The sequence below is a fragment of the Pseudoxanthomonas composti genome (assembly GCF_004122095.1).
Classification (GTDB): domain Bacteria; phylum Pseudomonadota; class Gammaproteobacteria; order Xanthomonadales; family Xanthomonadaceae; genus Pseudoxanthomonas_A; species Pseudoxanthomonas_A composti.
Window position 1 is genome coordinate 286,183 of sequence record NZ_SAWZ01000003.1, and the last position, 12,657, is coordinate 298,839.

A 12,657-nucleotide genomic window follows, 5' to 3' on the forward strand; every position below is an offset into this window, starting at 1 on the left:
CTTGAACCAAGCGACGCAGATCAAGCTGGAACCGTCATGGAAGGCGCGCGTGGGCGATTGGCTGCTGCGCCCGGAAATGCAGGAGCTCTCCACTTTCCTGCGACAGCGCAAGGCCGCCGGCGCGCACATCTTCCCGCCGGGCCCGCAGATCTTCGCCGCCTTCGATGCCACGCCGTTCGAGGCGGTCAAGGTGGTGATCCTGGGGCAGGACCCCTACCACGGCGCCGGCCAGGCCCATGGCCTGTGCTTCTCCGTGCAGCCGGGCGTGCCGGTGCCGCCTTCGCTGCTGAACATCTACAAGGAGCTGCAGCGCGACACCGGCTTCGTGCCGCCGGACCATGGCTGCCTGACGCCGTGGGCGCACAGGGGCGTGTTGCTGCTCAATTCGGTGCTGACCGTGGAAGAAGGCCGCGCCGGCGCGCACCAGGGCAAGGGCTGGGAAGGCTTCACCGATCACGTCATCCAGACCCTGGCGGCCGAGCGCGAGGGCCTGGTGTTCCTGCTGTGGGGCAGCTATGCGCAGCAGAAGGGCAAGGTGATCGATGGCGGGCGCCACCGCGTGTTGCGCGCGCCGCATCCTTCGCCGTTGTCGGCGCATCGCGGCTTCATGGGCTGCGGGCACTTCTCTGCGGCCAATGCCTATCTGCGCCAGCGTGGCCTGGGCGCGGTGGACTGGACGCTGCCGCCGCGGGAGCGGCTGGGCGAGCGCGAGGAGTGAGCGCAGAGGAGTGAGGAGTGAGCGTTGAGCCCCTTTTTGTGGGAGCAGGCGGCGGCAAGGAGTAGGAGGTGCTTCTTCGCCGGTCCTCACTCCTCACTCCTCTGCGCTCACTCCTCGCCCCTAGCTCCTGCGCCCCTCAGGACTTCTTCTTCGTCGTGGTCTTCTTCGCCGGCGCCTTCTTCTTGGTCGTGGCCTTCCTGGCCGGCGTGGCCGCCTTGCGACGCGCCTGCGGGGCGGTGACCGGCGGGGCCGGCATGGCTTCCTCGGTGGAGACGGTCTTCAACTCCGACTCCAGCTGTTGCAGCAGCGGGATCATCTTCTGCTGGATGGCGCCCATCAGGTTCTGCATCAGCAGCGGGGTCTTGTCCAGCATGTGCCGGCCGGCCTCGCTCTCGTAGAACTTGGTCATCGCCTTGACGTCGTCGGCGCTGAAGGTCTGCGAATAGACCTGCACGTACAGCGGCTTCATTTCCTGCCAGGACAGCGCCTGGCGCACGATCTGCGTGGTGCGGGTCTGGATGCCGTCCACCTCGGCGCGCTGCTCAGGCGTGAGGTTCTTGCCCTGGGTCAGCTGCTCGAACTGCTGGCGTTGCAGCTGCTCCATCTGCGGAATGGTCGAGGCCAGCATCTGCTCGGCGCGCGAGGCCAGCAGCAGGCGTTCGATCTGCTCCGGCGTCGGCGGGCGCTCGGCGGCGGCTGCAGGCCCGATGCCCAGGGCGGCACCGCAGGACAGCACCAGTGCCAGGAGGAAGAGCAGGGCCGAACGGGTCATGCGCGCACCGGGAAACGGGAGGGGCCCGGCATGGTGCCGTCGGCAAAGTAAACAATTGGTTAATCCGGGCGCCGCGATGGCGGAGAAGGCGCTGGTCACATCGTTCCTTCTACAATCGCCCCATGGGGTACGACTGGCTGCACATTTCCACGTCTTTGCGCATTCCCGGCGATGAACTCGTCGAGCGTTTCGTGCGCGCCAGCGGCGCGGGCGGGCAGAACGTCAACAAGGTCGCCACCGCGGTGGAGCTGCGCTTCGATATCGCCAACTCGCCCTCGCTGAGCGAGCCGCTGCGGCAGCGCCTGCTGTCGCGGCGCGACCGCCGCCTGACCGATGCCGGGGTGCTGGTGATCGATGCCCAGCGCCACCGCACCCAGGACCGCAACCGCGACGACGCGCGCGAGCGCCTGGCCGAGTTCATCGCCGCCAGCCTGTCCGTCCCCAAGCCGCGCGTGGCCACCAAGCCTTCGCGCGGATCGCAGCAGCGTCGGCTGCAGGCCAAGCGCGAACGCGCCGATATCAAGCGCGGCCGTGGCCGCGGCACCTGGGAGTGACCTTGCAACACGACGATTTCTCGCTGCCGGCGACCACACCGAACATGCCCCGGGTCAAGCCCAGCCGGTTCTTCCGCTGGCTGGGGCGCAACTTCCTGCGCCTGAGCGGCTGGCGCGTGGTGGGCCAGGTGCCGGACGTGCCGCGACTGGTGATGATCGTGGCGCCGCACTCGTCCAACTGGGATGGCGTGTGGGGCATGGCCACCAAGATCGCGCTGGGGTTCGAGGTCAAGGTGCTGGCCAAGTCCTCGCTGTTCTGGTGGCCGCTGTCGCTGCTGCTGCACAAGCTCGGGGTGATCCCGCTGGACCGCAGCTCGCCGCAGGGCACGGTGCGCCAGGCGGTGGACGCGATCCGCCGGGCCGACAAGATGTGGTTCGTGGTCACGCCCGAAGGCACGCGTAGCCGCGTGGACAAGTGGAAGACCGGCTTCTGGAAGATCGCGCGCGCGGCCGAGGTGCCGATCTTCATGTGCTACTTCCACTACCCCGAGAAGATCGTCGGCATGGGCGAGCTGTTCTACCCCACCGACGACCTGGAAGCGGACATGGCGCGCATCCGCGAGTACTACCGGCCGTGGATGGGGAAGACGCGGGGCACTGTTTGAGAGCGAGGAGCATGAGGAACGAGTGGAGAGGAACGAGGAACGAGTGAAAGCGTCGGCGCGCGCGCTCTTGCCTTCTCCCTCTCGTTCCTCGTTCCTCATCACTCGTTTCTCAGTTTCAAGCGAGGAACGAGGAACGAGTGAGTGCGTCGGTGCGCGCGCTCTTGCCTTCTCTCGTTCCTCGTTCCTACTCACTCGTTCCTCACAACGGTCCACCCCCAAACTTCTGCGTGAACTGCACATACACCGTGCGGCCCAGGGTGTCGAACCAGGACACGTCGTAGTACGGATACGCGGTGTAGGTCGGGTCCTTGGGTGGCATCTTGTCGAACAGGTTCACCACTGACAGCGATAGCCGGCTGCGCTCGTCGAAGCGGTACTGCAGAGAGGCGTTGTAGCGGTAGGTGGCCTTGACCCACGGGCTGCCGCCATCGTCCGGGTCGTAGACCTGGTCGTAGGAGTCCGAATTGGGCAGGCGGCCCAGGCGCTGGCCGTGCAGCGTGGCCGACCAGGCCGCGCGTTCCCAGCCCAGGGTGGCGCTGGCCTTGCTGCGCGGGATGTCATAGCCGCTGTTGACCGCGAACTGGTCGACCATGTCCTCGCCGGTGTAGATCTGGATGTCGTGGCGGTGCACCCAGGTGTAGTTCAGGCCCAGGCGGAAATCGCCGATGGCCGTGGGCAGGCGCAGGTTGGCGCTGACATCCACACCGTCGGTACGCTCGCGCGCGACATTGATCGGGTTGACGTAAACGCCGTACAGGCTGCCATCGCTGCTGCGGGTCACGCGCGCCAGCGCCTGGATGCAGGTCGTGCTGGCCGCATCCAGGTTGCCCAGGCGGCAGTTGGATTCATCGCGCAGCACCTGGTCCACGCGCAGGTCCTGGACCTGGTCGCGCATGTCGATGTCGAACCAGTCCACCGTCAGGTCCAGGTTGCGCCAGGGCGAATACACCAGGCCGGCCGTCCAGGAGGTGCTGGTCTCCGGGTCCAGGTCGCGGTTGCCGCTGCGGCCGCGGATGATGCCTTCCTCGGCATAGTCGCAGTCGTTGACGTCCGCCTCCGGCTGTTCGGTGGCGCAGCGGTAGTAATCCACGCCGGAGGTTTCATCGTTGCCCGGGCCGGCATAGACGTAGTGCAGGTCCGGCGCGCGGAAGGCGATGCCGTAGGAGCCGCGCAGCAGCAGCGTGTCCAGCGGGCGGAACTCCAGGCCGCCGTTCCAGGTGGCCTTGCCGATGCTGCGGCCGGAGAAGCGGTACTGGTCGTAGCGTGCGGCCAGGCTGAGATTGAGGCGCTCGTGCAGCGGCAGGCGCAGCTCGCCGGCCAGCGCCCAGCGGTTGCGGCTGCCCTGGCCGTCGGAGTCCTTCCAGCTGTAGTAGTAGTACTGGGTGGCCAGTGGATCGGGATTGAGCGCATAGGCCTGCTGGCCCAGCTCGGCGGTCAGGGCCACGCCGGCCGCGCCGCCGGGCAGCTCGAACAGCGAGGCGTTGGTCAGCGTGCCTGAGAGCGTGTCGGTGCGCGAGCGCGGGTGATAGACGGTGCGCTGGGCGATGTCCTCGTACTCGGCGCGCGTCAGCGGCGTGTACAGGCGCGCCGGGTCGGCGTTGAAGATCGGAAAGCCCGAGTCCTCGTCCACGCCCAGCTGCGGCCCCAGAAACAGCGCGTTGGCGCGCTCGGCCACGATCTGCGGCCAGCTGATGCGCGCCTGATACTGGGAGTGGCTGAAAGCGCCTTCCCAATCCCAGTCCTGGCCCAGGCGGCCACGCAGCCCGGTGGTCAGGCTGAAGGTCTTCTGTGTGGTCTCGATCATGCCGCGCTGCAGGCCGCCCATCTCCTCCGGGGTGAACTGGCGGCCCCAGTACTCCACCTGCTCGGTGGCCTGGTTGTAGAAGTAGCCTTCCTCGTTGCCGTCCGGGGCCATGTAGGACCACTGCGCCACGTCGCGGAACAGCGACAGGTCGTGCACGCCCAGCTGCACGTCTGCGAACCACTCGGTGCCGTTGCCGAAGGCGTAGTTGAGCGAGGCGTAGCCGTTGAGCCCGCGGCGCTTGCTGATGATGGTGCCGTAGCCGATGGACTTGTCGCTGCCGCAGAAGTAGCCGGGGCCGTAGTCGTCCAGCTCGGCGTCGTAGTCGCCATAGCCGGGGCGCGCGCCACGATAGGTCGAGTTGCCGTTGAGGTAGGCCAGGCGGTCGCAGGTGTCCTGGCCCGGGTCGAGGTAGGTGTCGTAGTAGTCGCTGCGCACGAAGGTGCGGCGCGGCACGCGCGAGCGCTCGGTCGGGCCATCCAGGGTGGAATCCTGCTGGCCGCGCTCGAAGGCCCACAGCGGCGTCTGCGAGATCGCCTCCAGCCCGAACACGCTGTCGAAGGCGCCGCGCGAAAAGCCGCTGGACAGGCTGAGATTGAACGACTCGCCGCCGCCGCGGGTGGTGTCGCCGAAGCGGAAGTCCACGGTGGTGCCGTCGGCCTTGCGCTTGAGGATGAAGTTGACCACGCCGGAAATGGCGTCCGAGCCGTAGATCGCCGAGGCGCTGCCGGTCAGCACCTCGATGCGGTCGATCATGCCCAGCGGGATGTTGGAGACATCGGTGAAGTTGCTGCGGCCCTTGAAGGGCATCGGAAAGTCGGCGATGCGGCGGCCGTTGACCAGCACCAGAGTGTGGTTGGGCCCCAGCCCGCGCAGGTCCACCTGCTGCGCGCCGGGCGAAAAATCCGCGCCGCTGGAGGACTGCTGGCTCTGGGTCTCGCCGCCGTTCTGGGTCATCGCGCGCAGCACGTCGGGCACGCTGGTGAAGCCGGCGGCCTGGATCTGCTGGGCGGTGATGACGCTGATCGGCGCCGGGCCCTCGACCTGCGCGCGCGGAATGCGCGAGCCGGTGACCTGCACGCTGGACAGTTCAATGGGCTCCTCGGCCCTGGCCGCCGCCGGGGTGGGGGCGACCTGCGCGGTGCGCACCGGGGCCGCGTCCTGGCGCGCGATCAGCCAGGCGCCGGAAGGATCGCGCCGCGCGCTGAAGCCGCTGCCCTTGAGCAAGGTGGTCACGGCCTGCTCGGTCGGCACATCGCCGCGCAGTCCGGGCGAGCGCAGGCCCTGCAGCTGGTCCGGGCGGTAGATCAACTGCGCGCCGGTCTGCCGGCCCAGCGCATCCAGCGCCGAGGCCAGGCTACCGGCGGGAATCTCCACGGCGCCGACCGGCGCGGACAACACGATCGAACAGGCCAGGCTCAAGGACCACACGCGGCACGCCGACCGCAGGCGAGGCTTCCCCATCGACTGCATGACTCTTCCCCAGAAGTGGGCGCAGTGGGGCGCCCTTCAGATCATCAGGACGAACGAGCCGGCCCGATCCCTCCACGCGCGCCCAGCGTGTTGTCTCGTGCAGCTGGTTGCGCGTGCAACCAGCTGCGCGAGATCTCAGCGCTGGCGCAGCACCACGCGATCCTTGTGGCGCTCGGCGCGCACCGGGAAGCCCTGCTCCAGCAGGCGCACGAAGGCATCCACGTTGGCCCAGCGGAACTGTCCGGCCACGCGCAGCTGCGCGGTCGCCGCATCGCCCAGCTCCAGCTTGCGCGTGTTGTAGCGGTTGAACTCGGCCACGGCCGCGGCCAGGGTGCTGTCCTGGAAGGTCAGCAGGCCCTGGCGCCAATCCAGGGCGCGCTCGGCCTCGGCCACGCCGGGGCTGCGCACCAGCACGCCGTGTGGGCCGACCAGGGCGATGCTGCCGGCGGGCAGCAGGGTGGTGGGCGCGGTGGCGGGCTGGCCGGGTGACGGTTGCAGCCGCACCAGGCCCTCGGTCACCACCACGCGCAGTTCGTCCTGGCCTCGACGCACGGAAAAGCGCGTGCCCACCGCGACCACCTGGCGCGCGCCCGCGGCCACCACGAAGGGCCGCGCCGGGTCCTTGGCCGCGTGGAAGAAGGCCTCCCCGCGTTGCAGTTCGACATGGCGCTCGCCGGCCGAGAGGGTGACGGCGATGCGGCTGTCGCTGCTCAAGGTGGCATCGGTGCCATCGGCCAGGCGCTGGGTGCGCAGGTCGCCCACGGCGCTGGCGTAAGTGTCGGTGCGCGGCGGCGGGGCCAGCCCGGCGTGGAAGACGATGGCCAGCAGCCCCAGCGCGGCGGCCGTCGCCGCCAGGAGCTGCGGCCAGCGTCGGCGGCGCTCGGTGGGCGCTCGCGCGGCAAAGCGCAGCGCCCGCAGATCCCAGGCATCGCCGACAGGTGCCTGCGGCGGCATCGCGCTGGCGTCGGTGGCCGCCGCGCCGCGCCCGGTCCAGGTCCCGCGCGGCGGCAGCTGGCCACGGGGCAGGCCGGCGCCCAGCGCCTGCAGCCGCCCGGCCTCGTCCCAGGCCGCCGACAGGCGCAGCCAGGCCACGCGATGCGCGGTGTCCTGCTCCAGCCAGGCCTGCAGCGCCTGCTGCGCCGTCGCATCCCACTGGCCGCCTTCGCGCCGGGCCAGCCAGTGCGAGGCGATGCGCTCAATCTCCCTGCTGTCCATGCCGCCGCTCCCGTGCCTGGCGCCGTCCCCACGCCATGTCCATGACCTGCCCGTGGCATTGCTCGGCCAGCAGGCGCATGGCCCGCGCCAGATGCTTTTCCACGGTCTTCTCGCTGATGCCCAGGCGCATCGCCACCTCCTTCTGGGCCAGTTCCTCCACCCGCCGCATCCACACCACCTGGCGGCAGCGCGTGGGCAGCTGGTCGAAGGCCTCGGCCAGTTTTCGCAGTCCTTCCCGCCCGCCGCACCAGCGCTCGGGCGAGACCTCGTCTATGAGGACGTGCAAGGGCTCCAGATCACCCATCGCCTCGATCGACACCACCCGGCTGCGGCGCAGGCGGTCGGTCATCAGGTGGCGGGCGGTGGCGAACAGGAAGGCACGCGGCTGCTGCGGCAGGGCGCGCCCTGCGGACTCGTAGACGCGGACGTAAACCTCCTGGCGCAGGTCGTGCAGCTCGTCGCGGTGCGGCCAGCAGCGCCGCAGGAAGCCAGCCAGCGCGGCCTCGTGGACGAGGATCTCGCGGATGAACCAGTCATCGAGGGCGGTGTGCATGCGCCGCACCTTAGCCGACATCCGCGGCCCAGTGGCGGGATTGCGCGGGCTGGTTCGTCTTCCCCGGGTAGGCCGCGCCTGCCGCGGCATCGCATTGTCAACGAGGAGACGCGCGCATGGCTGTATCCCGGGTCAGGTCCTGGCTGTTGGTGGCCTTGGTGGGAGGGCTGGCGATGCTGCCCGGCGCCCATGCGGCCGAGGGCTATCGGCAGTACCTGCTGGGCGACCGCGCCCTGCCCACGCCCGACCCAGTGCGGCCCGGGCTGCTGCTGATGGGCGGCGGCGACCGCAACCACGATGCGCTGCGCTGGTTCATGGGCCAGGCCGGGCACGGCCACATCGTGGTGCTGCGCGCCTCGCAGGGTGGAGAGATCGGCGAGGAGTTCTATCGCGAGGTCGGCGGCATCGCCTCGGTGGAGACCTTCGTCTTCAGCGACCGCGCCGCGGCCAGCGACCGCAAGCTGCTGGCGAGCCTGCGCAAGGCCGACGGCATCTTCATCGGTGGCGGCGACCAGTCGCGCTACGTGCGCTACTGGCGCGGCACCCCGGTCGCCCAGGCCCTGGACGCGCACGTGCGCGCCGGCAAGCCGTTGGGCGGCACCAGTGCCGGCCTGGCGATGCTGGGCCAGTACCTGTATGGCGCGATGGACGGCGGCAGCCTGACCACGCCGCAGGCGCTGGAAGACCCGCTGGGCCCGGGCAACACCATCGAGACCGACTTCCTGCACCTGCAGGCGCTGCAGGGCGTGGTCACCGACACCCACTTCAGCGAGCGCAACCGCCTGGGCCGGCTGATCGCTTTTGTGGCCAAGGCAGAGCAGCAGGCCGGCCATGCCCTGATCGGTCTGGGCGTGGACGAGGACGCCGCGCTGGCGGTGGAGGGCGACGGCCGTGCGCGGGTGTACGCCACCGCGCCAGGAGCGGGGGCCACGGTGGTACGCGGTGGCTTGGACACGCCGCAGCGCGAGGACCAGGCCATGCAGCTGGCGCAGGTGGAAACGCTGGGCGTGGGCACCGCCTCGGTGCTGCAGCTGCCGCAGGGCACGGTGCAGGCTCCGGCGTTCCAGCGCCGCTACCGGGTCAAGGACGGCGTGCTGATGGTGCTGGAGCAGCCGACGCTGGTGATCCACGGCGGTGCGGGGGTCGAGCGCGTCAGCATGACCCCGGCCGATGAAGCCGAAGCGCGCGCGGCGATGGAGCAGGCCCTGCGCGCCGGCCATGCGCTGCTGCAGCAGGGCCGGCCGGCGACCGATGCGGTGGCCGCGGCCATCGTCGTGCTGGAGGACTCGCCGCAGTTCAACGCCGGCAAGGGCGCGGTGTTCACCCATGACGGCCGCAACGAGCTGGATGCGGCCATCATGGATGGCGCCACCAGCAAGGCCGGCGCGATCGCCGGGGTGCACCGCGTGCGCAACCCGATCCAGCTGGCGCGCGCGGTGATGGCGCACTCCGAGCACGTGATGATGGTCGGCGATGGCGCAGAGGCTTTCGCCCGGGAGCAGGGCATCGCGCTGGTGGCGCCTTCCTACTTCCGCACCGAAAAGCGCTGGAAGCAGCTGCAGCAGGCCCTGAAGGAAGAGGCCAACCACCAGGCCCATGCCGACCTGGAGACGGCCAAGCATTTCGGCACCGTGGGCGCGCTGGCGCTGGACGGCCAGGGCCGCCTGGCCGCGGGCACCTCCACCGGCGGCATGACCAACAAGCGCTATGGCCGGGTGGGCGACACCCCGCTGATCGGCGCCGGCACCTATGCCGACCCGCGCTGTGCGGTTTCGGGCACCGGCTGGGGCGAGTACTACATCCGCGCGGTGGCCGCGCACGAGATCTGCGCGCGGGTGAAGTACGCCGGCCAGGCGCTGTCGCGGGCGGCCGAGGCGGTCATCAACCGGCAGATTCCCGCCGCCGGCGGCGACGGCGGCGCCATCGCACTGGGTGCCGATGGCAGCTTCGCGTTTCCCTTCAACACCGAGGGCATGTACCGGGGCTGGATCGGCACCGATGGCGTGCCGCACGTGGCCATCTACAAGGACGACCCGCTGCCGGCGCGGGAGTAGCTGCGGCGCGTGGGAATCCCGAATAACCCTTGAAGCATCCTGTGGGAGCCGCTCCCACAGGGCAAAGGGGCCTCTCGCTCGGCTGCGGGGAAAGACGGGTTGTCCCCAGCCTTGCGCATCCCGCCGCATCGCGCGCGGCGGCTCCCACAGGGCTTCCGGCACGTGCAAGCGCGGCGGGCCTGGGGTAGCGTGCGGGCCTCTTCGGTCCTTAGTTTCCAGGAATGTCCGCATGACCCGTCCCCTCGTCCTGGCCGCCGCCATCAGCCTGGCGCTGGCCGCCTGCTCCGGCAAGGAGGCTGACCCCGTGAACACCACCGTCCAGCCCGCGGCCCAGCCGCAGCGCGCCAACCCGCTGCTCAGCGCTAGCACGCTGCCGTTCCAGGCCCCGCCCTTCGACAAGATCGAAGACGGCGACTATCTGCCGGCCTTCGAGCAGGGCATGACCGAGCACCTGGCCGAGATCCGCAAGATCGCCGACAGCGCCGAGCCGGCCACCTTCAACAACACCATCGTGGCCATGGAGCGCAGCGGCCAGACCCTGACCCGCGTCTCGCGCATCTTCTTCGGCCTGGTGCAGGCCGACACCAACGAGGCCCGGCAGAAGGTGCAGGAGGAGATCGCCCCGAAGCTGGCCGCGCACGAGGACGAGATCAAGCTCGATCCCAAGCTGTTCGCTCGCGTCAAGGCGATCTACGACCAGCGCGAGGGCCTCAACCTGGAAGCCGAGGCCAAGCGCCTGGTCGAGCGCGACTACGAGGAGTTCGTGCGCGCCGGCGCGCAGCTGTCCGATGCCGACAAGGCCACGCTGCGCAAGCTCAATGTGGAAGAGACCACGCTGGCCACTCAGTTCCACACCAAGCTGGTGGCCGCTTCGGCCGCCGGCGCGGTGGTGGTGGACGACAAGGCCCGGCTGGACGGGCTGAGCGAAGGCGAGCTGGCCTCGGCGGCCGAGGACGCCAAGGCGCGCAAGCTCGATGGCAAGTACCTGCTGGCGCTGCAGAACACCACCCAGCAGCCGGTGCTGGCCTCGCTGAAGAATCGCCAGCTGCGGGCGCAGGTGCTCAAGGCCTCGGAGACCCGCGCGGAAAATGGCGATGCCAACGACACCCGCCAGACCGTGCAGCGCCTGGCGCAGCTGCGCGCGCAGAAGGCCAAGCTGCTGGGCTTTGACAGCTACGCCGCCTACAGCCTGGCCGACCAGATGGCCAAGACGCCGGAAGCGGCCCTGAAGCTGCTCACCGACACCGTGCCGGCCGCCACCGCCAAGGCGCGCGCCGAGGCGGCCGAGATGCAGAAGGTCATCGACGACCAGGCCGGGCAAGGCGGGGAGAGGTTCAAGTTGGCCGCCTCGGACTGGGACTTCTACGCCGAGCAGGTGCGCAAGGCCAAGTACGACCTGGACCAGTCGCAGATCAAGCCGTACTTCGAGCTGGACAACGTGCTGCAGAATGGCGTGTTTTACGCGGCCACCGAGCTGTACGGCATCAAGTTCAAGCAGCGCACCGATCTGCCTACCTATCACCCGGACATGAAGGTCTACGAGGTATTCGACGTGGACGGCAGCTCGCTGGCGCTGTTCTATACCGACTACTTCAAGCGCGACTCCAAGTCCGGCGGTGCCTGGATGGACGTGTTCGTGGAGCAGGATGGACTGACCGGCGCCAAGCCGGTGGTCTACAACGTGTGCAACTTCACCAAACCCGCGCCCGGCCAGCCGGCGCTGCTGAGCTTCGATGACGTAACCACGCTGTTCCATGAGTTCGGCCACGCATTGCATGGCATGTTCTCCAAGGTGAAGTACCCCTCCATCGCCGGTACCAGCACCTCGCGGGATTTCGTCGAGTTCCCCTCGCAGTTCAACGAGCACTGGGCCACCGATCCGAAGATCTTCGCCCACTACGCCAAGCACTATCAGACCGGTGAGGCGATGCCGCAGGCGCTGGTGGACAAGATCCAGCAGGCCAAGACCTTCAACAGCGGCTACGCCACCACCGAGTACCTGTCGGCCGCGTTGCTGGACCTGGCCTGGCACACCCAGCCGGCCGACGCGCCGTTGCAGGACACCGGCAAGTTCGAGGCCGATGCGCTGAAGACCTTCAAGGTGGACCTGGCCGAAGTGCCGCCGCGTTATCGCACCACGTATTTCGACCACATCTGGGGCGGTGGCTACTCGGCCGGTTACTACGCCTACTTCTGGTCCGAGGTGCTGGACGACGATGCCTTCGAGTGGTTCAAGGAGCACGGCGGCCTGAGCCGCGAGAACGGCGACATGTTCCGCGCCAAGATCCTCTCGCGTGGCAACACCGTGGAGCTGTCCCAGCTGTATCGCGACTTCCGCGGCAAGGACCCCAGCGTGGAACCACTGCTGGAGAACCGCGGACTGAAGTAGGACGTGGGCGGACAGCGTCGCGCCATCCACCATCGTAGGGTGGATGGCGCTCTTCCATCCACCATCGCCATGGATCCGGCAACGTTGACGTGTGGCGTGACTTGATCGGCGCGGACCCATGGCGGACAAGCTTCGCGTTGTCCGCCCTACGTGGGGTGGATGGCGCTCTTCCATCCACCGCCGCCATGGATCCGGCAACGTTGACGTGTGGCCAGGCTTGATCGGCGCGGACCCATGGCGGACAAGCTCCGCGTTGTCCGCCCTACGGTGGGTGGATGGTGCTCTTCCATCCACCATCGCCATGGATCGGACGCCGTGGACGCATGGTTCGACTTGATCGGCGCGGACCCGTGGCGGACAAGCTTCGCGTTGTCCGCCCTACGTAGGGTGGATGACGCTCTTACATCCACCACCGCCATGGATCGGACACCGTGGACGCATGGTTTGACTTGATCGGCGCGGCCCCCTGGCGGACAAGCTTCGCGTTGTCCGCCCTACGTGGGGTGTATGGTGCTCTTCCATC

General features: G+C 69.0%; 9 protein-coding genes and 1 pseudogene. 6 read left to right on the forward strand and 4 right to left on the reverse strand.

Annotation, left to right across the window (positions count from 1 at the left end; translation table 11 throughout):
* Position 1: 1 nt before the first annotated feature.
* Entirely contained in the window at positions 2-718 is a 717-nt protein-coding gene (ung, locus tag EPA99_RS07755; RefSeq protein WP_129470635.1) for a uracil-DNA glycosylase, read from the forward strand.
* Positions 719-854: 136 nt separating this feature from the next.
* On the opposite strand, the gene EPA99_RS07760 is transcribed toward ung, so the two are convergent.
* Entirely contained in the window at positions 855-1,490 is a 636-nt protein-coding gene (locus EPA99_RS07760; protein WP_129470636.1) for a DUF2059 domain-containing protein, read from the reverse strand.
* Positions 1,491-1,612: 122 nt separating this feature from the next.
* On the opposite strand from EPA99_RS07760, the gene arfB reads away from it, so the two are divergent.
* Both arfB and EPA99_RS07770 read left to right on the forward strand, forming a co-directional pair.
* The gene (gene arfB, locus EPA99_RS07765) at positions 1,613-2,044 is read left to right on the forward strand and encodes an alternative ribosome rescue aminoacyl-tRNA hydrolase ArfB (protein ID WP_129470637.1); all 432 of its coding nucleotides are present in this window, start codon (positions 1,613-1,615) and stop codon (positions 2,042-2,044) included.
* Between the two features lie 44 nt (positions 2,045-2,088).
* On the forward strand, positions 2,089-2,649 hold the full coding sequence (locus EPA99_RS07770; protein WP_129470781.1) for a lysophospholipid acyltransferase family protein: 561 nt from the start codon (positions 2,089-2,091) through the stop codon (positions 2,647-2,649).
* 199 nt (positions 2,650-2,848) lie between these two features.
* Here EPA99_RS07770 and EPA99_RS07775 read toward each other — a convergent pair whose 3' ends face one another.
* From EPA99_RS07775 to EPA99_RS07785, 3 genes are all read right to left on the reverse strand, one after another.
* The gene (locus tag EPA99_RS07775; RefSeq protein WP_129470638.1) at positions 2,849-5,914 is read right to left on the reverse strand and encodes a TonB-dependent receptor; all 3,066 of its coding nucleotides are present in this window, start codon (positions 5,912-5,914) and stop codon (positions 2,849-2,851) included.
* Positions 5,915-6,058: 144 nt separating this feature from the next.
* Positions 6,059-7,138: a FecR family protein gene (locus EPA99_RS07780; RefSeq protein ID WP_129470639.1), complete on the reverse strand. Its 1,080-nt coding sequence runs from the start codon at positions 7,136-7,138 to the stop codon at positions 6,059-6,061.
* Positions 7,119-7,691, reverse strand: a complete 573-nt coding sequence (locus EPA99_RS07785) for an RNA polymerase sigma factor (RefSeq protein WP_129470640.1) — start codon at positions 7,689-7,691, stop codon at positions 7,119-7,121. The genes EPA99_RS07780 and EPA99_RS07785 overlap by 20 nt, the downstream gene beginning before the upstream one ends.
* A 314-nt stretch (positions 7,692-8,005) precedes the next feature.
* Here EPA99_RS07785 and EPA99_RS18920 point away from each other — a divergent pair.
* From EPA99_RS18920 to dcp, 3 genes and pseudogenes are all read left to right on the forward strand, one after another.
* Positions 8,006-8,569, forward strand: a pseudogene (locus EPA99_RS18920) (cyanophycinase); the annotation flags it as partial.
* A gap of 219 nt (positions 8,570-8,788) precedes the next feature.
* Positions 8,789-9,745, forward strand: a complete 957-nt coding sequence (locus tag EPA99_RS18925) for an isoaspartyl peptidase/L-asparaginase family protein (RefSeq protein ID WP_241688324.1) — start codon at positions 8,789-8,791, stop codon at positions 9,743-9,745.
* A gap of 229 nt (positions 9,746-9,974) precedes the next feature.
* The gene (gene dcp, locus EPA99_RS07795) at positions 9,975-12,134 is read left to right on the forward strand and encodes a peptidyl-dipeptidase Dcp (protein ID WP_129470642.1); all 2,160 of its coding nucleotides are present in this window, start codon (positions 9,975-9,977) and stop codon (positions 12,132-12,134) included.
* The last annotated feature ends 523 nt before the right edge of the window (positions 12,135-12,657 follow it).